This is a genomic window from Paenibacillus sp. A14 (assembly GCF_036864815.1).
Lineage (GTDB): Bacteria > Bacillota > Bacilli > Paenibacillales > Paenibacillaceae > Fontibacillus > Fontibacillus sanfengchensis.
On sequence record NZ_JBAGJD010000005.1, the window covers coordinates 151,205 to 173,417 of the forward strand.

The 22,213-nt window shown below is 49.4% G+C and carries 18 protein-coding genes and 1 pseudogene; 15 read left to right on the forward strand and 4 right to left on the reverse strand.

The window, feature by feature from the left end:
- Positions 1-22: 22 nt before the first annotated feature.
- Both V4U88_RS15225 and V4U88_RS15230 read right to left on the reverse strand, forming a co-directional pair.
- Entirely contained in the window at positions 23-1,771 is a 1,749-nt protein-coding gene (locus tag V4U88_RS15225; protein WP_334074103.1) for a methyl-accepting chemotaxis protein, read from the reverse strand.
- A 358-nt stretch (positions 1,772-2,129) separates the two neighbouring features.
- The gene (locus tag V4U88_RS15230) at positions 2,130-2,396 is read right to left on the reverse strand and encodes a hypothetical protein (protein ID WP_334074104.1); all 267 of its coding nucleotides are present in this window, start codon (positions 2,394-2,396) and stop codon (positions 2,130-2,132) included.
- A 197-nt stretch (positions 2,397-2,593) separates the two neighbouring features.
- Between V4U88_RS15230 and V4U88_RS15235 the strand changes: the two genes are divergently transcribed.
- From V4U88_RS15235 to V4U88_RS15250, 4 genes are all read left to right on the forward strand, one after another.
- Entirely contained in the window at positions 2,594-4,165 is a 1,572-nt protein-coding gene (locus tag V4U88_RS15235) for a limonene hydroxylase (RefSeq protein WP_334074105.1), read from the forward strand.
- 56 nt (positions 4,166-4,221) lie between these two features.
- Entirely contained in the window at positions 4,222-5,448 is a 1,227-nt protein-coding gene (locus V4U88_RS15240; protein ID WP_334074106.1) for an RtcB family protein, read from the forward strand.
- A 153-nt stretch (positions 5,449-5,601) separates the two neighbouring features.
- Positions 5,602-6,012: a DUF1259 domain-containing protein gene (locus V4U88_RS15245; RefSeq protein ID WP_148454849.1), complete on the forward strand. Its 411-nt coding sequence runs from the start codon at positions 5,602-5,604 to the stop codon at positions 6,010-6,012.
- A 56-nt stretch (positions 6,013-6,068) separates the two neighbouring features.
- Positions 6,069-6,488, forward strand: coding sequence for a DUF1259 domain-containing protein (locus V4U88_RS15250; RefSeq protein ID WP_148454851.1), 420 nt, complete (start codon positions 6,069-6,071; stop codon positions 6,486-6,488).
- Between the two features lie 198 nt (positions 6,489-6,686).
- Here the strand turns inward: V4U88_RS15250 and V4U88_RS15255 are convergent, their stop codons facing one another.
- Positions 6,687-7,592 (reverse strand): AraC family transcriptional regulator, encoded by a 906-nt coding sequence (locus tag V4U88_RS15255; RefSeq protein ID WP_334074107.1) that lies wholly within the window; start codon positions 7,590-7,592, stop codon positions 6,687-6,689.
- Positions 7,593-7,801: 209 nt separating this feature from the next.
- On the opposite strand from V4U88_RS15255, the gene V4U88_RS15260 reads away from it, so the two are divergent.
- From V4U88_RS15260 to V4U88_RS15290, 7 genes are read left to right on the forward strand one after another with little or no spacing between them, the layout of a single operon-like run.
- Positions 7,802-8,986 carry an acyl-CoA dehydrogenase family protein gene (locus V4U88_RS15260; RefSeq protein WP_334074108.1) on the forward strand — a complete coding sequence of 395 codons (1,185 nt, stop codon included), beginning with the start codon at positions 7,802-7,804 and terminating at the stop codon, positions 8,984-8,986.
- Positions 8,979-9,941: a methionine ABC transporter ATP-binding protein gene (locus tag V4U88_RS15265; protein WP_334074109.1), complete on the forward strand. Its 963-nt coding sequence runs from the start codon at positions 8,979-8,981 to the stop codon at positions 9,939-9,941. Before V4U88_RS15260 ends, V4U88_RS15265 begins: the two co-directional genes overlap by 8 nt.
- Position 9,942: 1 nt before the next feature.
- Positions 9,943-10,605, forward strand: a complete 663-nt coding sequence (locus tag V4U88_RS15270; protein WP_334074110.1) for a methionine ABC transporter permease — start codon at positions 9,943-9,945, stop codon at positions 10,603-10,605.
- 41 nt (positions 10,606-10,646) lie between these two features.
- The gene (locus V4U88_RS15275) at positions 10,647-11,516 is read left to right on the forward strand and encodes a MetQ/NlpA family ABC transporter substrate-binding protein (RefSeq protein ID WP_334074111.1); all 870 of its coding nucleotides are present in this window, start codon (positions 10,647-10,649) and stop codon (positions 11,514-11,516) included.
- A gap of 47 nt (positions 11,517-11,563) precedes the next feature.
- Positions 11,564-11,923: a tautomerase family protein gene (locus tag V4U88_RS15280; RefSeq protein WP_334074112.1), complete on the forward strand. Its 360-nt coding sequence runs from the start codon at positions 11,564-11,566 to the stop codon at positions 11,921-11,923.
- Between the two features lie 17 nt (positions 11,924-11,940).
- Positions 11,941-12,945 carry an aldo/keto reductase gene (locus V4U88_RS15285; protein ID WP_334074113.1) on the forward strand — a complete coding sequence of 335 codons (1,005 nt, stop codon included), beginning with the start codon at positions 11,941-11,943 and terminating at the stop codon, positions 12,943-12,945.
- Positions 12,942-14,360, forward strand: coding sequence for a Sapep family Mn(2+)-dependent dipeptidase (locus V4U88_RS15290; RefSeq protein WP_334074114.1), 1,419 nt, complete (start codon positions 12,942-12,944; stop codon positions 14,358-14,360). Before V4U88_RS15285 ends, V4U88_RS15290 begins: the two co-directional genes overlap by 4 nt.
- A 119-nt stretch (positions 14,361-14,479) precedes the next feature.
- Here the strand turns inward: V4U88_RS15290 and V4U88_RS15295 are convergent, their stop codons facing one another.
- Positions 14,480-15,028: a hypothetical protein gene (locus V4U88_RS15295; protein WP_334074115.1), complete on the reverse strand. Its 549-nt coding sequence runs from the start codon at positions 15,026-15,028 to the stop codon at positions 14,480-14,482.
- Positions 15,029-15,236: 208 nt separating this feature from the next.
- On the opposite strand from V4U88_RS15295, the gene V4U88_RS15300 reads away from it, so the two are divergent.
- The 4 genes and pseudogenes from V4U88_RS15300 (at position 15,237) to V4U88_RS15315 (ending at position 22,200) form a co-directional block, all read left to right on the forward strand.
- A complete protein-coding gene (locus V4U88_RS15300) occupies positions 15,237-18,665 on the forward strand; it encodes an AAA domain-containing protein (RefSeq protein WP_334074116.1) in 3,429 nt (1,142 codons plus the stop codon).
- Positions 18,666-18,747: 82 nt separating this feature from the next.
- Positions 18,748-19,686, forward strand: coding sequence for a 5'-nucleotidase (locus V4U88_RS15305; RefSeq protein ID WP_334074361.1), 939 nt, complete (start codon positions 18,748-18,750; stop codon positions 19,684-19,686).
- Positions 19,687-19,789: 103 nt separating this feature from the next.
- A pseudogene (locus V4U88_RS15310) lies at positions 19,790-20,084 on the forward strand (RtcB family protein); the annotation flags it as partial.
- Positions 20,085-20,520: 436 nt separating this feature from the next.
- Positions 20,521-22,200 carry a competence protein CoiA family protein gene (locus tag V4U88_RS15315; protein WP_334074117.1) on the forward strand — a complete coding sequence of 560 codons (1,680 nt, stop codon included), beginning with the start codon at positions 20,521-20,523 and terminating at the stop codon, positions 22,198-22,200.
- Positions 22,201-22,213: the final 13 nt, after the last annotated feature.

A 22,213-nucleotide genomic window follows, 5' to 3' on the forward strand; every position in this document is an offset into this window, starting at 1 on the left:
TTATTCGCCACTTCCGCTTGGTTTAAGCGTTTTGGATTTGGAATCGGTCGGCATAGGCCTTCAGCTCTCCGGCGAGTTCTTGAAGCTGCACGGAAACCTTGGACAGTTCCTCCGCCGCTTGGCTCTGATCCACCGCGCTTGCCGATACTTCTTCCGTCATCGCCGAAGTTTCCTCGCTCGCCGCGGCGATACTGCTCAAGCGGTGCTCCACATTTTGCCGGAGGGCATGCATGTCCGTCGTACGGCTCTCCAGCCGGCGCGCCAGCTGCTGGATCTCCGCCGATATTTCGCTGACCTGCCCGAAGGTTCGCAGGCAGTCCACAATCTGCTCCTCTTGCTCTTGAACCGCCGCAAGGTTGTCGTTGAAATGGCTGGCCATCTCGTAGGTCTCCCGCACAAAAGATTCGAGAATCGTGTCGATCTCTTGAATGGACTGTTCCGATTGACGGGCGAGCAGGCCCATCTCGCCGGCAACGACCGCGAACCCTTTGCCCGCCTCTCCGGCTCGGGCCGCCTCGATCGAAGCGTTGAGCGAGAGGATTTGCGTCAGCTTGAGGATGTTATGTATTTGGTCGCTGATGGATGAAGCGAGCCGGGACTTCTCGGTTAACGCTTGAGAAATGGCCTGAAGCGCGGTTACCTTCTCCGCGTTCTCGCGGCCCTTCACCAGCAGCAGCTCATGCTCGCGGGTTACTTGAGTCTGAACGCCGGACAACCGCTCGGAAGTATCGGAGAACTGATTGACATACGATCCTACCTCATCCATGATGCCGCCGAGCTGCTCGGAATCCCTAACCGAATAGTCCGTCTCCTCGGCTTGCTTCATGGAACCTGTCGCTATTTCTTCGATCGCCCGGGAGAGTTCGCCGATCTGGCGATGGTTCGCGTCTGTCGTCCGGGCAAGATATGTAGAGGATTGCTGCAAGGATTGCGATCCCTGTTGAATGGCCTGAAGCATCTTTGTCCATTGGGATACCAAATGATTGATAAACTCGCTGATATCGCCCAACTGATCTTTGGTTATCCGTCTGGATACAACCTTCAGATTACCGCCCGTCATTTGCTCAAGACATGATTTGATATCGCCGACTTGTTTCAAAATACCTCTCATCAAGAGGACGATCATGAACAGCGACAAGATCAGGACGGCCGCAAAAATAGGCAGGACCTTTCGATAGGAGCCGGCCAGCGTTCCCGCGGTGATCTCGTGTACGGCCTTGGCCGAAATATCGATGCCCAGGTAGCCGATCACTTCCCCGCCAGCGTCTTTGATCGGAGTGAAGGAAGACAGCATGGGCCCCCAGGTCGGGTCATGGACGATACCGGTGGTGACCGTCTTGCCGTTCAGGAGTTGCCGTTCAACCTCCGGGTCGAACTTCATTTCATCTCCATAATGGCTGTAATCCTCGTCATCCCACGGGGCTCCGTCGACCGTGTAAAACCAGCCGTCCGAGTTATGATTATACATATATATATAGAGTGCGCCGGATTGAAGACTTGTTTTCACAAGTTCGTCTCTAAGACTTTTATATTGATCGTTATCCTCCGCCGCCAGGCTGTTTAACCTCTTGATGCCGTCGGCATCTTGCCCCAGCAGTTTGGCCGTGTTTTCGGTCAGCCGCTGATTGTTATGCTGGATCGTGAGCAGGGATGCGTTCTCGCTGGATGTTTGGGTCGTCCAAAGAATCAGGGCGCCCATGACCAGCAGGGGAATCACCATTATTAAGTACAATTTGACCCTTAAATCCTTCCTGATCTTGCCGAATACCATATCTTTGCCTCCTTCTGCAGCGTCCGTGATGGCCTAACGAGGCAAGCGACGCTACTCTCTTGATGTAATCATTTCTTTAAGTACAGAGTACCTTCCCCCATGCCATTAATTCATGCAAGCATGTCCCTCATTTCTCATGGAATGGGGATTATCTTATTGCTTATATAAATATCGGAAGAATTAAATGGAATTTGAGGGTCGCCTATATTGAAATCCGGTACGGAGACGGCAAAGTAAATGGAATACCATGGGGAGAAGAATTCTTTGGCTTGAAGGTTGAAGAATACCTGTCGTAAGAACATTTCATACAGCGGCCTTACGTGTACATCAATAATTCAACTTATAGAGCTTGATTTCTCTAGTTTTTGGTAAGTGTCAATCTGTAAACTCCAAATGTAATCATGGCGTAGACAATACCATAGATCATCCAAGCATCTATATTCACTTTAAGGGTTTTTAAGTCAGCAGCAATGAAAATAAGCGGTAACAACAAAGCGATAACTAATCCCAAATAGACTTTTCCATGGAAGCGCGCAGAACATGCTCCTATCAAGATAGCCAGAATAGGACAGAATAGTAGTGACGGTAAAAGGGGATTTAGTCCCGGAAACAACCAATAGATCATAGTGATCCCTCCTTGAACTTGTAGGTAGATTAGTTTATTTCCAGTATACCATTTTGCGAGTCCATTATCTGCCTAATGGGGATACCCGGTCGTAATACTTTCACCATGTTCCTTCATGCCGGAATGAGCGATGATGGAACCTGTGAGACGTTTCGGTCCGTGGTGAAAGTAGTATATGAAAAAAAGGTGATGCAAACATGGTTATTTTCTTGGATAAAGCGGTTCGTCCTCTGTGGGAGGGCAAGGCTTCCATCTACTCGTACATTCGTAATCAGGGGGAGGCCGTGGACGGTTCTCTGCCGGATGATGAGGAGTTCTGGGCAGGCAGTAAATTCAGATGGGTCGCGGGCGGCCTGGATGGAGCTTTGGGGCATCATGCTATGCCCAGCGAGAAGAAGGAGAAGGCGCAGGAACTGGCCCGACAGCTGGCGAAGCATTCCCGAAAGCCAAAAAACTCGACCCGAAAACTGCTGTATGCAGAGCTTGTGGAGACGGATATCGGCAGCATGATCGACGATATTTTGGCGGAAGTGCGGAAGATGCCCGGGATCCAGCCGGGTGCCGTGTTTGATGAGGCGGTCTGGCTGGCGGAGCATGGGGCGCATCGGAATGCCGTTAAATTCGGCATCGCTTTGCTGGGTCTTTTTCAGAACGAAGATGTGAAGGATCTGCTCCTGACGTTGGGGAGACATGATGAATTTACGCTATATGCCGCGGTGGCGATCCAAAATGGCATGGAAGACAGCAATGAGGTTCTATTCGAATTGGCCAAACAGGTTCATGGCTGGGGAAAAATCCACCTCGTGGAGCGGCTGGAGCCGGCAAGTGAGGAGATCCGGGACTGGCTGTTGCGCCAAGGCTGCCAAAACAGCGTCATGAACGAATATTTGGCCTGCATCTGCGCCCGGAACGGCGGATTGCGCGAGGCGCTCGCAGCCGATCGGGTCGATGACGTCTTGTTTGACGGGGCAACCGATATCATCGAAGCGTTGTTAAGCGGCGGGCCGGCGGAGGATATCGATGATTATGAGCATGCGCCGCAGGTGCTGTCCGACTATGTCAGACTGGCCCGGGAAATGAGTACCACCGTGCGGCATTTGTCCGTTATGCTCGGGATTTGCGATTTTTTGGGGTTGGCGGATGAGGAGGACAAGTGGGCGGCGCGGATGTCGGCGGGATGGACCGAAGGGCTGCGTGCGGACCTTCGGGAGGCGGCTCAATCCATTGCGGCCGACAGCAAGTGGGCGAGCCTTGTGATCGAAGCCGTCCGTTCTGGCGGCACGTCGGAACGTTATTATGGGGCCTCTTGCGCGGAGAAGCTCGGTATCGAGGTTTGGAATATTTTTTATGAGCAGCTTGCCGCAAATCCCCTGCAGGACTATCATTTCTACCAACTGATGAAATCGGATAATCCGGAGCGGATTCGGAAGCTGGTCGAGTTCGCGGTCCAGCATCTCCCCCTCGAGCACATCGCCACGGGGCCGGCAGATGAGATGGGGCTGGGCGAAAAATATGCGGCCCATAGCTGTCTGGATCACATTTTACAGCGTTTGGACCAGTATGAGGGAATCGGTGGGGAACTGATTCTTACCGGGTTGAACAGCCCCGTGGTCCGAAACCGGAACATGGCGATCCGGGCGCTGGAGGGATGGAGCGTGGCTTCTTGGGGAGAGCGGCTGGTGGAGGCCGTGATTTACTTGTCACAGACGGAACCTGACGACTCGGTCAAGGAAAGTCTGCATCAACTGCGTGAGGCCAAAGGGCTCTAAAGTCGGGGAATGCACTCATATTATTTTTTACATTATTGTAGGAGTTGAAAAAGCGAATGGCTTATTTAGAGATCGACGGCGTGCGGGTCTGGGGAAATCCGGACTCCGGGGCGCTGGCTCAAGCGAAAACGTGCGCGGCAACCGGCCGCGTGGTTCAAACGCTGCTGATGGCGGATCATCATAAAGGGTACAGCCAGCCGATCGGCGGGGTGGTGGTCTATGACGGGCAAATTTCCCCTTCCGGCGTCGGTTATGATATTGCGTGTGGAAATAAGGCGGTGCGAACGAATTTGTTCGCCAAAGACATCCAGCCGACGTTATCGAAAGTCATGGATGAGATCGCCCGTAAGATTTCCTTCGGGATGGGTCGCGTGAATCAGGAAAGGGTGGACCATCCGCTTTTTGATGACCCCGATTGGGCGGTGTATAAGGCGATTGGCAGGCAGGAGCACGACAAGCTGAAGGGGTTGGCGCAAAGCCAGCTCGGCACGGTCGGCAGCGGCAACCATTTCGTAGACTTGCTGGAGGAAAAGGGAACCGGACGCTTGTGGATCGCCAATCATTTCGGGAGCCGGGGGTTCGGACATAAAACGGCAAGCGGCTTTATTAACCTGGCCGCCGGGAGAGAGTTCCTCGCAAGCGCACCGGGCGAGAAGATGGATCAGCCGCCGGTGCTGCTGGATTTGAGCAGTGAAGTTGGCGATATGTATTATCGGGCGATGAAGCTGGCCGGACGGTACGCTTACGCGGGAAGGGACTATGTGATCGGGCAAGTGTTGGCCATTTTGGGAGCGGAAGCGGACCTTGAAGTGCATAACCATCATAACTATGCCTGGAAAGAGACGCACCACGGAAAAGAAGTTGTCGTCGTCCGTAAAGGAGCGACCCCGTCCGCACCCGGCCAAATGGGCTTCATCGGCGGCAGCATGGGGGATATCTCCGTGATCGTGAAGGGGAAGGACAGCCTGGAGAACCGGGACGCCTATTACAGTACCGTGCACGGAGCGGGACGAATCATGAGCCGGACCCAAGCGGCCGGCAAAATGAACTGGAAAACGCGCACCCGCAGCGGCGGCCAAATCACCACCGAGCAGATGCTGGCGGCCGTCCGGGATTTCGGCGTGGAGCTGCGCGGCGCGGGCACGGACGAGAGCCCTTTTGTGTACCGCAAGCTCCAGGAAGTGCTGGACGCGCACGCGGAAACCATTGAGGTTATGCACGTGCTGAAACCGATTGGCGTTTGCATGGCCGGAGCGGATGAGTTTGATCCGTATAAGGATTGAGGGGTTTTGCCTCAGCCTAGAAGACCACATCCTCATGAGGGTGTGGTCTTTTTTGGGTCCGCCCGATTTTATTGCGATTCACTGGGTATCCGCCTTGTTCGCTTTTCCGCTTTAGTCATAGGATGTTGTGAAATCGATTAAAGGAGGATTTACATGGCAAAGGTAAGCCCGCAATTTAAGCGGCTGTGCGCCCAATTCGGTAAGATCCTGGGAGGCGAGTCCGAAATCGAAGAAGGCCCGGTTTGTTTTGTCACGCGGATGACAAATCTGAGCGAGACGATTCTGGGTAGAAGAACGCGTTCCCCTTTGGTTCAAATGCAAATGTTTTCGTTCGAGTCGCTCGATAAGTCGGGCCGCGCGCTTTGTTTGGGCGAGACGGCCGTGCATCAGAATCAGGTGAATCGCCTGATTTCAAATCTCCGCAAACGGGGGATCAAGGTAACCGCCCTTCATAATCACTGGCTGAACGAAAATCCGCGCTTAATGTATATGCACTGGGAAGCCATTGAGAATCCCGTCGTTTTCGCCAGAAAAACCAAGGAATCGATCTCATTTCTGGGCTGAGGCGGACTGGTAGTGAAGCTGCATTTTAATACGACTTGAAAGGATGAACCCGACTGATGGAACAAGTGAAAGCAAGCCCTCGGTTTAGAAGACTTTGTAACCAATTCTCCACGATTTTAGGCGGAACGGAGCATGAAATCACCAAAGGCCCCGTTTGTTTTGTAAGCCGAAACAGAAAAATAAATGCGACCATTCTGGGGAGAAAAACCACGTCCCCATTGATCCGTTATCAGCTGTTCTCGTTCGAATCGCTGGACAGTTCAGGGCGCGCACTTTGTTTAGGGGAAACGGCCCTTTTCCAGGATCAGGTCAACCGATTGCTGACGAATCTTCGCAATAACGGAATTAAAGTAACGGCGGTTCACAACCACTGGCTGTTCGAGAAACCGCGGCTCATGTATGTCCACTGGGAGTCGATCGATAAACCGCTTGATTTCGCCAAAAAAGTAAAGCGTTCTATTGCTTTCTTGGGCTAGCATGGAGGTCCAAATGTAGGATAGCGTGAATGCGCGACGGCGAATTGTGGAGTTGGCCTACCACGAGTCGCCTACATAGGTGGTCGGTGTTTTTTTGCGCGGATCGAAGGACGGACATAAAGAAAAAGACCGAGGACCGGGCAGTCTTCGGCCTGGGGTATGCCAGGTTAATCCGCAGGGGGCGGACCTACATGAATTCTAGCGCAGGTTCATTTTGTCATTTCGCAATACATGCCAATTCGCGGCGGCGCGATATTCGGCGGGGGAAATGCCGGTATTTTTCTTGAAAGCTTTTGAAAATGAGAAAATATCGACATACCCGACGGACGGAGCGATGGCGGCAAGGCTTAAATCCGTAGTTTCGAGCAGTTTTTTTGCGGCATTGATCCGGATGTTCTGCAAATATTTTAACGGCGTGATTCCATAGGCTGTTTTGAATTTTCTTGAAAAATAAGAACGCTCGATCCCCACATACCTCGCGATGGTTTCGATGCTTATATCCTCCGAATAATGCAGTTCCATGTGTTCCCGCCCCCGCTCCAGCCATTCGTCCGAGCAGTCGATATTGCGGATTTCGTCCGGAACATGCCGGGACAGCGAGCGGAACAGCTGAAGGAAGGTGCTTAAGCGCATCAGGTCCCGGTCGCGATCTCCCGTGTTTTCCGCTTGTACGATGAGTTCGCGAAGATGCGATAGCGCTGACGAGGTGTATCCGTTGACCTTGAAAGGCGTGCAGCGTTTGATCCCGATTCTTTCCAGCAATTGAACCGACTGCGATCCCTCGAAGGTCAGACGTATATAGTGCATGGGATCACACTCGAAACTGAAATATTCATGGGGGATTTGGGGGAACACGCCGAATAAATCGTTCCCTTTTAGCTGGTATTTTTTACCCTTTTGGATAAATATCCCTTTGCCGTCCAGGATGAAAATCAGGTTGTAATGCGGCTCGATGCGCGGACTCTTGAAAGCGGGACGACGGACCTTGGCTTCGCTGATCCCGATCCTGATCGGCCAGGCGCCGCTCGATTTTTCGAAGGATGTCGGAGTAAAGAAATACTTATTTGGTACATTGAGGATATGTTCATCAGCTTTTGTCGACATATGAAATACACCTCCCGAGTGAGATTCAAGTATGACTTTTGCCTTATTATAAGATGAACTTTCGCTTAAAACCAAGTAAATATATATGAATAATAAAAATAAGTCACATTTGGACAATGCGTGAATCGCTTTTGGACATTCAATTTCGGAATCCCGGCTGTTATAGTTTTAAAAAAAGTTCAACCAACGCATATAAGGGGGTGCAGCCAATGCCGTTAGAACGGCAGCAACTGGGAATCACAGACAAACAGCAGGAATGGCTTGCCCGATTGGATGCCATATTGGAACAACACGCGGCGGGGACCGAAAAGGCGGATGCCGAAAACGACTTGAATTACGGGCTGATCTCCGATTTGAAGAGAATCGGTTACCCGGCCTTGGCGGTGCCGTCCGATTTTGGGGGCGGGGGCATTTCTTTGACCGATTTCCTCGCGTTCCAGGAGCGCATCGCGCAAGCGGATGGCGCTACAGCACTGGCGATCGGTTGGCATATGAGCACCGTGCTGCAGTTGGGAGCCGTTCGCCCCTGGAGGGCAGCGGATTTTGAAGCGCTGTGCGGGGAGATCCTTGGCAGCGGCGCTTTGATCAACCGGGCCGACTCGGAAGGGGCAACCGGAAGCCCTTCGCGCGGCGGAGTTCCGCAAACTACGGCACAGCGCACGCCGGACGGATATACCATTACCGGGACGAAGCGGTTTACTTCGCTTGCGCCCGTTCTGGATTATTTCATCGTCTCGGCCTTCGAACCGGAAACGGGAGGAGTATCCGATTTTCTGATCCCGAAAGGGACGCAGGGATTATCCATTGACCGAACCTGGAATACGGTCGGCATGAGGGGGACGGGCAGTCACGATTTGGTGCTGCGGGATGTGAACGTGCCGTTTGCCGCGAAGGTCATTGAAAGGAACCATTCCAGGGTGTTCCAGCCTAATCCGTACATTTTGTTTATTCCGGCGGTATACCTGGGGATTGCCGAAGCGGCACGAGATGAAGCCGTGCGGTTTGCCCGAAGCTATCAGCCGAACAGCTTGAAGCATCCGATCGCCAGTCTTCCAAATATTCAGCAAACGTTGGGGCAGATCGAGCTGGAGATTTTGTCGGCCAGACACTTTTTATATTCGGTTGCCGGAAAATATGAAAGTCCATCGTTGGATGCAGTACAGGCTTGGGACACGGATTTTGGCGCGGCCAAAGTATTGGTTGTGCAAAACGCGTTGTCGGCGGTAGACAAAGCGATGCGGATCGTCGGCATCCACGGCTTGTCGTTATCGCATCCGCTGCAACGGATGTACCGCGACGTCCGGTTCGGGCTTCATAATCCGCCGATGGAGGATGCGGTTTTAAGACAACTCGCCGTTCGGGTACTCGAAGGCAAGGGGAATGTCCATGATTGAAATTAAAAATCTATCCAAAACGTATGACGGAAAGCCGCCGGTGCTTCAAGGCATCCAACTCCGGATTGAAGCCGGAGATATTTACGGCCTGGTCGGCATCAGCGGGGCCGGTAAGTCCACTCTGCTGCGGTGTATCAACGGCCTTGAGGGGTTTGACTCCGGCTCGGTGACGGTCGACGGCACCGATATTCAAGCGTTGAACAAGAAGCAGCTACGGCTGCTTCGAAGCCAGATCGGCATGGTCTTTCAACAATTCAGCTTGCTGGAGCGAAAGACCGTGTATGAAAATATACGGTTTCCGGTCAAATGCCTGCACTATAAAGTCAAAGACTTGGACCAAAAAATTCGCGAGGTCCTGGAATTGGTGGAGCTTTCGGATAAGATTCACGCGCTTCCGCGAAGTTTGAGCGGAGGGCAGAAGCAAAGGGTAGCGATTGCGCGCGCTTTGATCACGAATCCGAAAATTCTGCTGTGCGACGAGGCTACCTCCGCGCTGGATCCGAACATCACGCAGTCGATTTTGGCCTTATTGCGAAAAATCAATCAGGAGCTCGGCATTACGATCGTCGTCGTTACGCACCAGATGTCCGTCGTGAAGCAGATCTGTAACCGAATGGGGGTACTGAGTGAAGGAAAGCTGAAGGTGGCTGGCGACGTGCAGGATATATTCCTGAACAAACGGGACATGATGGATGACTTTATGGGCGAAGAGAGCAACGGCAGCCGCCCGGAGCGGCAAACTCATCTGGAAATCATTCAGCGGGTTGGCGAAAACGAGGATATTCTCTCGGATCTTGCGATTCAGTCGGGAGTGAAATTTGAGGTGGTTTGGGGAGGCCTCAACAAGTACCGCGATACGGTGGCCGGATCATTTACGATCCGGGTCAGCGATGAAGACTTCCCCGTCGTCGAGCGGCATCTGCACAACCGTGGCGTGGAATGGAGGAAGATATAGCATGTATGAGTATGACTGGCAGACCATGCTGATGAAAATCATATTGCCGGGCCTGCGCGAAACGATCCTCATGCTGGTCGGTTCGTTCGCCGCAAGCGTCAGTTGCGGGTTTCTTCTGTCGCTGGTCTTGATTACGACCGATCAGAAAGGACTTCGCCCGAACCGGACCATTTATGAATCGATCAGCGTCGTGATTAACGTCCTTCGTTCCATTCCGTTCGTCATTCTTATCATCGCCATTATCCCTTTGACACGCCTGATCTGCGGGACGTCGATCGGGATCGGGCCCGCTATTTTTTCCATTGCCGTAGCGGGGTCGCCCTTGATCGCCAGATTGCTGGAAAACTGCTTCAAGGAAATCAATCCGAGTCTAATCGAGGCCGCCAAATCTTTCGGCGCTTCGGATTGGCAGATTACGTACCATGTGATCGTGAAAGAGTCCATTCCGCTTGTCGTCTCACAAATGACGTTTGCCGTCGTTTCCATCCTGGGCTTTACGGCGATTGCCGGAACGGTCGGGTCGGGGGGCTTGGGGGCTGTCGCATTAACCTACGGCTATCAAAATTTCAACGATCAAATCATGTACAGCACCTTGTTGATTCTGATTCTGATCGTCGAAATTTTGCAAATTTCAGGAAATGTACTCTATAAGAAAATCAAATGAATGGATCTCCAACTACAACCCGATGGAAAGGAATCGACCCGATGAAAAAACATACAACGATTATTCTGCTTGTCACAGCTTTGATATGGAGCGCTGTTCTGGCCGGCTGCTCCAGCAGCAGCACGAAGAACGCGGCGGCGTCTTCTCCCGGTGAAGCTTCCTCCGGCCAGGAATCGAATAAGCCGGATCACAAGAAAATCGTCATTGGCCTCCTTGCGCGCGAGCAGCCGGATGTTCAATTTGTGGCCGACAAGCTGAAGGCGGAGGGGTATGACATCGAAACAAAGGTATTCAACGACAACATCGCCCTGAATACGGCTACCGAGGATGGCAGCCTGGACGCCAACTTTTTTCAGAACAAACCTTACTTGAAAAGCTTCAACGAGAGCAAAAACACGCACCTGGCGGCGTATGGCCCGGAAATCTTCACTACGCCTGTCCTGTTCGTCTCGAAGAAATATAAATCCATCGATGAGCTTCCTGAGGGAGCCAAGGTAGGTATCGCCAACGATTCGGTGAACCGGGCAAGGGAACTGCAATTGCTTGATGCCAATGGGCTCATCAAATTGAAAGAGGGCGTCGACCTGCCGACCCTGCTGGACATTGAGGAGAATCCGAAAAAGCTGAATTTTGTGGAAACGGACCCTCGAAACCGCGTCGGTATTTTCCCGGACTTGGATGCGATGACGGCGCCTTCGATTACGGTCTATCAAATGAACGATCCGGAAGTGGTGAAGTTGTTCGAGGAAACGAAGGAAGTCTACAGCAATTACGGCGGCGTTGTTTTTGTCGTAAAAGAAGGATATGAGAATACGGAGTGGCTGGACAAAACGATTGCCCTCATGACGTCGCAAGAATACGCCGACTGGCTGCTGGAAACCTATCACGGGGTGAAGCAACCACTGAACTAATAGGCGTGCACGCATCATCCAACAATAACACTCAGGAGGAATATAAAATGGCAACTGTAATTGGCGTTTCCAATACGGAATTGGCAGGAGAGCAGCTGGAACAATTTATCGAGGTGATCGGCAAGGCGGTAACCACTTCGCTGGGGCTCCCGGATCATTTGAAGAGCGTGTCGCTTCATCAGCTTCCCAAAGCCTACGCTACGAAAAGGTCCTACGAGGAAATCACCTTCTTCGTGTATACGGCTCCCAAACCGGTTGAAGCCAAGCGCGCACTGGTCAAAAACATTCAGGCGGCGGCGGACGAGTTTTTTTCCGGAAGCTCTTATACGACGATCGTCATCGTTAAAGAACATGCTGACGAAAACGTCGGCGTGGGCGGTGTTCTCCGATTGGACAAGCAGGCTTAAGGAAGGGGGCGTTTCGATTGGAATATAGGGAGATTGGGCGTTCCGGCATCAAGGCTTCCGCGGTCACTTTGGGAGCATGGGGGATAGGCGGAGGTTTTCAGTTTCCGGATACCGACGATAACGAGTCGATCCGCACGATACACGCCGCGCTGGACGCGGGAGTCAATATTATCGATACGGCGCCCGTATACGGTTTCGGGCATAGCGAGGAAGTTGTAGGCAAAGCGATTCAGGGAAGACGCGACCGGACCATCCTCTCGACCAAATGCGGGTTATGGTGGGGCGATGAGGAAGGAAGTTATCGTTTTACTTGGGACGGTCACCGGGTAAAACGCAATCTCAGTCCCCGCACCATCCGCGTGGAGGTGGAAGAGAGTTTAAGACGGCTGAATACCGACTATATCGATATCTATTATACGCATAATCCGGCGGTCGAGCCGTTCCTGACGCCAATCGAAGAAACGATTGGGGTCTTGACGGATTTGAAAAAGGAAGGCAAGATCCGGGCGATCGGGGCTTCCAACTGCGAGCCGCATCATATCAACAGCTATCTGGAGCTCGGTGAAATCTCCATGGTACAGCGGCGTTATCACATGCTGTCGCGTGAAGTGGAGGCGGAAATCCTGCCGCTTTGCCAAGCCAACGGCATCGGCTTTCACGCCTATTCCCCGCTGGCCAATGGGCTGCTTACAGGGAAATACGACAGGAATTATAAGGCGCCGGAGGGCAGCTCCCGCGCAGGCGATCCCTTGTGGGGACCGGAACTGTACCCCGCCGTGTTGGAATTTGTGGACGGTTTGGAGGATATCGTCACGGGGCTGAATTGCAGCCGTACCAGCCTGGCGGTCGCCTATTTGCTGGCCAAAGGGGAACATATTAACGTCATTTTCGGAGCCCGCAAAGAAAGTCATCTGCAAGACAATCTTCGCGGTGCCGAGCTCAAGCTGTCCGGCGAACTCGTGACGGAAATCGACCGCCGCATCGACGCCTTCTACGCTCGTGCACAGGGGATCGCAAGATGACCGGGCCTCATGAAGTCGTTACCGACGCCCTCGTGGACGAGTGGATTCTTGCTCATCAGGCGGAGATGCTGGAAGCGATGAAACGTTTGGTGCGCATCCGTAGTGTGGGGGAAGGCTTCTTCCCCGAACAAGCCCATCCGTTCGGCGAAGGCTGTGCGCAGGCGGTGGATCTGACGCGCGAACTGATCACGCTGGCCGGCCTTCAGGCCAAAGAGCATGACTATTACGGCATTTCCGCGGTTTATCCGGGGGTTAGCGAGCGTACGATCAGTTTTTTCTCCCATCTCGACGTTGTGCCGGAAGGCAGCGGCTGGTCTTTTGACCCCTATGATCCGTTCGTAAAGGATGGATACCTGTTCGGCCGAGGCGCTGCGGACAATAAAGGAGCCGTGATCGGCGTGCTTTATGTCTTGAAATTTCTGCGCGACCATAACCTCCGGTTGAACCATACGATAACCGCGTTTTTGGGGTGCAACGAAGAGTCCGGCATGCGCGATGTCGAGCATTATTTGCGGTCGGATACGCCTTCCTTTTCGGTGGTGTCCGATGGTTTCTTCCCGCTGGGGAACGGGGAAAAAGGCATATTGATCGCGGACTTTGTCGCGGATGTATCCGGCAGCAATTTGCTGTCGTTCACGGCCGGCGAATTATCGAATGTCGTTCCCCATTCGGCTTCGGCGGTCATCCAGGGCTTCCCGGCTTTGGAGGTGCAGGCCGCGCTCGGCGATGACTTTGCGGTCACGGAATCCACGGACGGACTTTTAGTCCGGACGGAGGGCATAGGAGGGCATGCGGCTTTTCCGGAAGGGACGATCAACCCGATTCCCAAGCTGGCGCGGGCGCTGCTGGAATGCGGATTGTTGACGGGAAAAGCCAGGACGGCGGCCGCCTTTATCGCCTCCGCCTTTGCCGACTATTACGGCCACGGACTTCATGTGGATGCCGAGGACGAAGTATCGGGGAAAACGACGCATACGACAGGCCTTGTCCGCTTAACGGCGGGCAAACTGGTCGTCAACGTCAACCTCCGGTATCCGGTGTCGGCCAATGCTCAGACGTTGATCGATCGTATGCGGGAGAAAGGGGCGGCGTATGGATTTTCGTTAGCGAATATCGAGGATAACCCGCCTTTCTATATTCCCGAAACGGACCCGATCGTCCGCAGCCTCGCCGATTTGGCCAATCAACGGCTGAAGACCGACCTGCCGACCTATGTCATGGGAGGAGCCACGCACGCGCGCAAACTCCCCCATGCCGTCTCGTTCGGCCCTAGCCGCTCCGATATCGGGAATCCCTTCCCCGCCGGAAGAGGGAGGCCCCATCAGCCGGATGAAGCCCTGCGGTTGCAGGATATTTGGGACGGTATCAAGATCTATATCCATGCCGTGCTTTTGTTGGATAAGATGGTCGATTGAATGAAGAGAGCCCTTTCCGCGCGGTTGGGTAACCGGTGGGAAGGGCTTTTTTTGCTGATGGGGAGGAAGTAGTGGGCCTCATGTTGGGAACAAGCAGGAATACAATGAAAGTTCAGGCATCATTCCAATACAACCGTTCGGTCACCATTTAAGGTGTGGAAAATAACCGTAGTTTCATTAACCCAAGTAGGACTTTTAACATTAAGCACTTTAAGATCACCCTTCTCCCGAGAATCCCGAATCATGATTTCAAAATCCATACCATCCAGTTTCTTGACGATCAACCCCATGAAAGAGCTTTTGTAAAATTCATAAAAATAGGTGGTTTCCCCTAAAGTAGCCGATCGGTGAGCAATCGTAAGCGTTTCTCGGCCTAGTGGGGAACGAATAGAATCGTGCTGCCAAGACACTACAGAATTCAAGATGAAAATCCAAACGAAATATATACCCAGCACAAAAGCAAGGATGGAAGGCAAAATATACATCCACCACTTACCGAAACGAAGGGCAATATACATTAAAAAGCCTACATTTAATAGCAGCGGAATAAAATACCCCGTTCCTTTAAATAAAATGACCTCATAATTATGGGAATGCACCAAATATAAAAGAAAATCGCATACTACTAAAAATACAGCGGCAATCAACAGGTAGTAATTTTTCCTCATAAGTTGGCGTTCCCTTTAGAAGCAGTCCTAGAATACCCCATCCCATAGTCTCCTATTCTCCATGGAGGAAATATTATACATTGAATATAACGTGCTCCGATTCGAGGATTGTCTGTCGATCATACAAATCAGGAAGGATTTTCCTAGATCATGTCGAACCCTAACCTTAAGATACAGATTTTTAGACATGGAAAGGTGTTAGGCAACTATGATCAACGTGTTGAAGTATTGGAAGAGCAGCTTAGCCGACGCGGATCAGTTAGATCCTGATTTTAAAAAGATGAAGCCTGGGGGCTATCTCATTCGATATGATGCGATTGAACAAGGGGTTATCCCCTTGGACATCGTGCAGCAGTTTGTTTCCAAAATGAAGGATAAGAAGAAAACCAACTTTGATGTGATGCTGTGTCCCACTGTTACTTTTGTGAAAAAGCAACATGGAAGTCAGATCAATTATAAATTGCCGGAAGTGATAGCTCCGTTGTGGATTCCGGCTATGCTGGACATATCCGGGAGTTTGAAGCCTCATCCGAGATTTACGCCGTGGATCTGCAGGGACTATCTGGAGCCCGTTGAAACGGATGTTTTGCCGCTGGGTACCATTGATCAAGTTGATCAATATCTTTCGGAACATTCAGTAAATCGGGAGTGCTGGAATGAATATTTCGGCTTTGCGCTTGAGTTATTTAAAAACGTTACGGGACAACCCCCTTTGGAATGGGTGCATGATCAGTATCAGTTATCGGACGAAAGCTATCTTTTTTCGAATGAGCTTGTTACCGGAACATCTAAGAACGTGCGGGATCTCTATGATTATATTAAAAGGGATCAAATTCAATCCCCCTTGCTATCAACGATCACGAGTATTGAAGGAAAATCACCGTTACTATCACTGCCGGATACGGAATCGGAGAAGTTAACCGCCAACCATTATGGTCAGATGAGCAATCAGTTTAGTTTATCCCCTTCCCAGCGCCAAGCCATGCATCATGCGACTCTATTACAAGACGGCGATTTGCTGGCGGTAAACGGTCCGCCCGGAACAGGGAAAACCACACTTCTGCAGAGTATTGTCGCTACTTCCGTAGTCCGCCACGCCCTCTATAAAATGGATCCACCTATAATTGTGGTTTCCTCCACAAATAATAATGCGGTTACTAACGTCATCGGTAGCTTTGGAAAGGTGAATGAAGTAGGGGACAAACCCCTTGCGGGCAGATGGATTCCTGAAATTGCGAGTTACGGGGCTTACTTGAAATCCTCTTTCAAAAGTGAACAAGTGAACGCGAACTGTTTAACTGTTATGAATGGAAAAGGCGGTCCTAAGGGCTTTTTTGAGGAATATGAAACGAATGATTTTGTGGCTCAGGCTTCTCAATATTATTTGGAGAAGTGCTCTCGGTACTTGGCACAGGATATTCAAAGAGTCGAGGAAGCCATCGATTTATTGCATGGCAAGCTTGTTGAAAAATTATTGGAAATTCAGCATATCGTTAACACGCATGGGCTGTATCAAGAATTGGAACGCTCGATTCAGGAAAAGTATCCCGAAGGCATTCAAAATGCGATCCATGAACGTACCGAAAAGGTAAAACGAGCAGCGGAGGAACTAGCCGAACTAGAGACGCTGGGTATGGAGTGGAGAAAGTTTTTAATGGAAGAACCCTGGTGGGTTTCTTTGCTGCTTAAATTTCCTTTGGTGAAGAGCGTTTCGCTGCGTAAAAAGCAGCTAAGAGGCCAGTATTTCTGCTCAGTAAATCGGCTGCCGGAGTTGTCTGATGAAGACCACATTAATCAGTGGTTTAAAGATGGTCTTGAAAGATTGAACAGGGAGAGAGTGGAATCCGAGGAGCGATTGGGCGATATAAAGAAGGAACTGGCGGAATATTATTCTGCAAAAAATCAGTGGGACGAGCTTCTTTCCGGCCTTTCCATGGACAAAACCGAAAGTATTCTGGAATACCTGGACAAAACGGTCCGTTACGAGGCGTTTAAGCTTGCTGTACATTATTGGGAAGGTCAATGGCTGCTGGAAACAGAAAGAATGCTGTCGGACCCCGGCTATAAACGGAATAAGGGAAGACAGGGACGTTCTTTATTTTGGCGGAGATTGGCCAAGTTAACGCCTTGTTTTGTCACAACCTTATACATGCTCCCCGCTTTCTTCAGTGCATGGGAGGGAAAAACACTTCCGATGTATGAATATATCGACATGCTGATCATTGACGAGGCAGGTCAGGTAGTGCCCGAAGTTGCGGGAGCCTCTTTCGCATTGGCCAAAAAAGCGATCATTGTGGGGGATACGTTGCAGATTCAACCGGTCTGGAGTATTCCTACGGATGTCGATATTGGAAACTTGAACCGTTATGAACTCCAAACTCAATCGAACACCTTTGACTATCTTACGAACACCGGCATGTTGGCATCGTCCGGGTCCGTTATGGAAATGGCCAGAAGACAAACGAGATACTCCACCTCCGCGTCGGACGGGGGATTCTGGCTAACTGAACATCGGAGGTGTGTACCTGAGATCATCGAATATTGTAATGAATTGGCTTATCATGGAAAACTTGAACCAAAACGAAAATCCATAGAGGATTACTTTCTACCGCATATGGGATATGCTCATATTCCCGGCACTTCGGAGAAGAGAGGGGGAAGCATCGAAAATAGGCTCGAAGCCGAAGTCATTGTGAGTTGGATCGACCGGAACAAGGATAAACTTCTTGAATATTACTCCAAAGAAGGACTTATGCGGCTCGAAGATATCGTGGCGGTTGTGACCCCGTTTGCCCCACAAAAAAGATTACTCAAAAGTAAGCTGGAACAAGCCGGATTAAAAGGGGTTAAAGCGGGGACCGTGCATACTTTGCAAGGGGATGAGCGTCCGATCGTCATTTTTTCTCCCGTATACGACAGCAATCATGAATCGGATTATTATTTCGACCAAGGGGTCTATATGTTAAATGTTGCCGTCTCCCGAGCCAGAGATAGCTTTCTTGTTTTTGGGGATATGGGGATCTTTTCTTCAGGTACTTCCACACCTTCCGGCTTACTTGCGAAGTATTTATTCGCCAAGGAAGAAAACGAGATAAAGAATGTGGATTTAGGCGACTATTTTAAGACGCGTTATGGCGCCCCCGTCGAGCATATTCATCAACTGGAGGATCACAGACAAATTCTTAGAAATTGTATTCAATCGGCTAACAAAGAGATACACATCATCTCGCCCTTCCTGTCTTCCGCGGCCATTAAAGCCGATCAGCTCGAGGCAATGTTTGATGAAGCCGTGAAGCGAGGCGTGACGGTAACCGTATATACGGACGAAGCGCTGAATTATTTTAGGAAAGAGCTTAAAGTCAATTATGTTAAAGCAAAACAAATTTTGCAGGACCATGGGGTCCAGCTCTATTTAACTAAAAAAGTTCATAGTAAAGCGTTATGGGTAGACTCCAATGTGCTTATCGAAGGCTCGTTTAACTGGCTGTCTGCCGTGAGAGTTCCATCAAGTCAGTGGTGCCGATTCGAGACATCTCTGGTCTATCGTGGTCCGGAGGTTGGAAAGATGATTGGGAAGATCAGAGAGGATTTGGAGAAAAGAAAGTTGGCGGTGTTGGAACCTCATGTAAGCATCTAGAGAGATGCTTCTCGTGCCTTGTTTGCTTCATGTCAAAAGGTTCTATGATATACTATCCAAAACAACTCGCGTGGGGGATCATATGCCGTTTCCTATAGATGAAAAGTTTGTTGTCGCTGTTGCCTCAAGTGCTCTTTTTGACCTCGAGGAATCTGATAATGTTTTCAGGGAGAAAGGAGAGGAGGAGTACCGAAAATATCAGCATGAGCACGAACAAGTTGTATTGGAACCCGGGGTTGCTTTTCCGCTGATAAAGCGGCTATTAGCGATTAATAGCCAAGAGCCGAGTGAGCAGCCGGTCGAGGTAGTGCTGCTGTCAAGAAATGATCCGGATACTGGACTTCGTGTGTTTAAGTCAATTGAACACTATGGTCTTTCGATTTCTCGGGCTGCTTTTGTGGCAGGGTCCAATCCGTATGTTTATATGGAGGCCTTTAACGCCTCGCTGTTCCTTTCCGCTAATCCCAGTGATGTCAGAGAAGCTCTAAAAAATGGACTTCCTGCTGCACAGGTATTCCCAACTAAGTTTATCGATGACGATGATGAGATCGAATTGCGAATTGCTTTTGACTTTGATGGGATTATTGCCGATGATTCGTCAGAGAATATATTTCAACAACTTGGAATGCAGGGTTTCCATGAGAATGAGAAAAAAAGGGCCAATGAGGCGCTTCCGCCGGGCCCGTTAAATAAATTTATTAGAGAAGTTGCGCGATTACAGCAGCGGGAATGGGAGAAAAAACAAAACGACGCATCCTATATTCCCCGGATTAGAGTAGCCATTGCTACGGCTAGAAATGCACCGGCTCATGAACGTGTTGTAACTACCTTGAGGAGTTTGGGAATACGGGTTGATGATGCATTCTTCTTAGGAGGAATTGATAAAGGGAGAGTAATGAAGGTGTTCCGGCCCCATATCTTTTTTGATGACCAAGTCAGTCATATTGAGGGCGTATCAAGTATCTCGCCTTCCGCCCACGTGCCTTTTGGTGTTACAAATCTAAGGAACAGTAAAGACTGAGCGCTATTATGGCGCTCTTTTTTTGTTGGGTACATGAAGAGGTGGCGTCCCACGCTATTTTTAATACTGTTGTGTTGATGGAAGGAGATCCCTACTACATCACTATCACGGAGCGGGACGAATCATGAGCCGGACCCAAGCGGCCGGAAAAATGAACTGGAAAACACGCACCCGCAGCGGCGGCCAAATCACCACCGAACAGATGCTGGCGGCCGTCCGGGATTTCGGCGTGGAACTGCGCGGCGCGGGCACGGACGAGAGCCCTTTTGTGTACCAGTTGCTCCAGGAAGTGCTGAACGAGCAAGGGAAAACATGAGGTTATGCATGGGCTGAAACCGATTGGCGTTTGTATGGCCGGAGCGGATGAGTTTGATCCGTATAAGGATTCAGGTGATTGATACTTTAGCAATTTGGGATGAGATGGAGTAGTAGTAGTTTCATCGCACGGGCCTGTAAGAGGGGAATTAGAAGAAGGTTTATTGAATCGGCGTTATAGAGCACATCTTCCGTGTAACATATGTGACTTTGCCCATACCCTTGTCCCCAATTTCATAATGAAATATTAGGTGTGATAGATTTTGTGAAACTATCTCCCTATTCATTCTATATTCGCACTTGCTATAAGAGCATGAAAGTTCTCTACAATTGTGAGTCAATTTCTGAATTTCCTTGCAAATTATTCTGAACTGAGTAAACAAGAAGGTCATTATTTATTTCAATTATTTACTAAAAAAGTTTTGATTTATAAAGGATCATATAGTCATGTTGTGGAATAATATATAAGATAAGTCAATATGTCTCTTGTACTAATCTAATTTAGAAAGAGAGAAAAAAATGGACTGGGCTATTGATCCAATAACGAACGAAGAAATTAGTGCATATGATCAAAATATATCGAAGTATCACGGTTATCTTTGTCCCAGCTGTGAAGCTCCTGTTCAACTTCGAAAAGGTAAAAAACGTGTTTATTTTGCACATGCAATTGGTCAAGCTAATCCCGAGTGCGAAAAATATATGCCGGGTACTTATGCTGAAAAATTACTGTTAAAGGCAGTTCAACAGGAAGTGCTTTCGAGGACGCTAGGGTTATATATTCGAATATTCGAAGATACTGAACGATATTATTGGTGTTTAGAAATTGGTATACCTGAACCAGACAGAACTTATGGATGTTTAAAGGTGCCATATGAAAAGCAAGGGGAAAGGACTATTCCAATTAATCAAATAAAATCAGGCGGACTACGGATTGGAGTAAATCCTAAAGAATCAGCCTATAAGTTGATTGTTGATAACCTTACCGAGGGTGATTGGTACAATAGAGTTATTCAGCCTATTGAGGGTCTGTCTAATTTTACAGTTTTTAAATATTCCCCTCAAGGTGGGAGACGACTTCGCCAAAATCAGTCATTGTTTTGGGGAAAGACATATATAATTCTATGGAAAGTTGGAGCAGACCCCGGGTGGTATCCGAATGCAGAGGGATTAGTTATAAGATCTCTATACAAGCTGGACTCTTGGACCGGAATAATCATTAATCTTCCAATAAATTACAACAATGCTGTGCAGACGTGGGTAAGGCAGAGGTTGAAGAGAAAGGTAGAGTTTCCACCAACTGATATAACATTGGTTACTCCGGTACCCTTAACGAGACTACCAGATAATTCGCTAGTAATAGAACCTCAGAGTGATGTTCTAATTTCGGTGGTAGGCACGGCAAGTTCAAAGAAATGGAACGAAATATTTTTTCATTCTTCTAGTGAAAATAGAATAACGAGACATAGAGGTAATGGAGCAACTCCATATTTAATATCGTTAGGTCGATTAGAGAATGGGAAATTTAATATTTGGATTGACAATGAGTTTGAAAACGGAATTCAGCTTGCAGTTGCTTCTCACGAACCAAAAGTATCATTAGAAAGTCCTAGTATAAAATTTATTGGATATAAACATGACACTAACGAGTTGGTTTCTGTAAGTCTTCATAGTTCTAAAACGTATGAGTTCATTAAGAGTTGGTACTCGAAAAATATTATCCTGGAGAAGATAGACGTGCCAAGTCGTTTGAGCATAAATATCAGGTGGGGAGTTGCTGGTGAAAATAAAACATATGAAAGAGACTTAGTCGACAACAGTATGGGTCCAAGTGTTGCTGACCAACTTTGTGCGCTTTTAAATGATTTTTTATCAATGGATTTAACTCATTTAGTAATTGAGGCTACAGAATATGGAAGGGTTTGTGTGAATTTTAAGACCAAAGTTGATAAGAAAATAAATATGAGTGCTGATTGGCGAATGAGAGTAAAGTGGTTATTAGTACACTCAATGGGAAATGGATTCAGAAATATTCGGACTGCTCCATATTGGAATAATCAGTATCTTAATTATTTGTGTGCCTTGGACAAAACTCTGGTTATTAAGCTTTTAAACTCTTTAATTCCGGTCGAATTTTCTAGCCAATACATAACTATCATAAAGGAATTAAATAAGGCTGTTGAAGATAGAAGAAAGAATTAAGGAGGACCTTGAT

Bases quoted from the DNA above. Each gene is read 5' to 3' on its own strand.
- V4U88_RS15225 (WP_334074103.1), bottom strand. From the start codon at position 1,771: ATGGTATTCGGCAAGATCAGGAAGGATTTAAGGGTCAAATTGTACTTA.
- V4U88_RS15230 (WP_334074104.1), bottom strand. From the start codon at position 2,396: ATGATCTATTGGTTGTTTCCGGGACTAAATCCCCTTTTACCGTCACTA.
- V4U88_RS15235 (WP_334074105.1), top strand. From the start codon at position 2,594: ATGGTTATTTTCTTGGATAAAGCGGTTCGTCCTCTGTGGGAGGGCAAG.
- V4U88_RS15240 (WP_334074106.1), top strand. From the start codon at position 4,222: ATGGCTTATTTAGAGATCGACGGCGTGCGGGTCTGGGGAAATCCGGAC.
- V4U88_RS15245 (WP_148454849.1), top strand. From the start codon at position 5,602: ATGGCAAAGGTAAGCCCGCAATTTAAGCGGCTGTGCGCCCAATTCGGT.
- V4U88_RS15250 (WP_148454851.1), top strand. From the start codon at position 6,069: ATGGAACAAGTGAAAGCAAGCCCTCGGTTTAGAAGACTTTGTAACCAA.
- V4U88_RS15255 (WP_334074107.1), bottom strand. From the start codon at position 7,592: ATGTCGACAAAAGCTGATGAACATATCCTCAATGTACCAAATAAGTAT.
- V4U88_RS15260 (WP_334074108.1), top strand. From the start codon at position 7,802: ATGCCGTTAGAACGGCAGCAACTGGGAATCACAGACAAACAGCAGGAA.
- V4U88_RS15265 (WP_334074109.1), top strand. From the start codon at position 8,979: ATGATTGAAATTAAAAATCTATCCAAAACGTATGACGGAAAGCCGCCG.
- V4U88_RS15270 (WP_334074110.1), top strand. From the start codon at position 9,943: ATGTATGAGTATGACTGGCAGACCATGCTGATGAAAATCATATTGCCG.
- V4U88_RS15275 (WP_334074111.1), top strand. From the start codon at position 10,647: ATGAAAAAACATACAACGATTATTCTGCTTGTCACAGCTTTGATATGG.
- V4U88_RS15280 (WP_334074112.1), top strand. From the start codon at position 11,564: ATGGCAACTGTAATTGGCGTTTCCAATACGGAATTGGCAGGAGAGCAG.
- V4U88_RS15290 (WP_334074114.1), top strand. From the start codon at position 12,942: ATGACCGGGCCTCATGAAGTCGTTACCGACGCCCTCGTGGACGAGTGG.
- V4U88_RS15295 (WP_334074115.1), bottom strand. From the start codon at position 15,028: ATGAGGAAAAATTACTACCTGTTGATTGCCGCTGTATTTTTAGTAGTA.
- V4U88_RS15300 (WP_334074116.1), top strand. From the start codon at position 15,237: ATGATCAACGTGTTGAAGTATTGGAAGAGCAGCTTAGCCGACGCGGAT.
- V4U88_RS15305 (WP_334074361.1), top strand. From the start codon at position 18,748: ATGCCGTTTCCTATAGATGAAAAGTTTGTTGTCGCTGTTGCCTCAAGT.
- V4U88_RS15315 (WP_334074117.1), top strand. From the start codon at position 20,521: ATGGACTGGGCTATTGATCCAATAACGAACGAAGAAATTAGTGCATAT.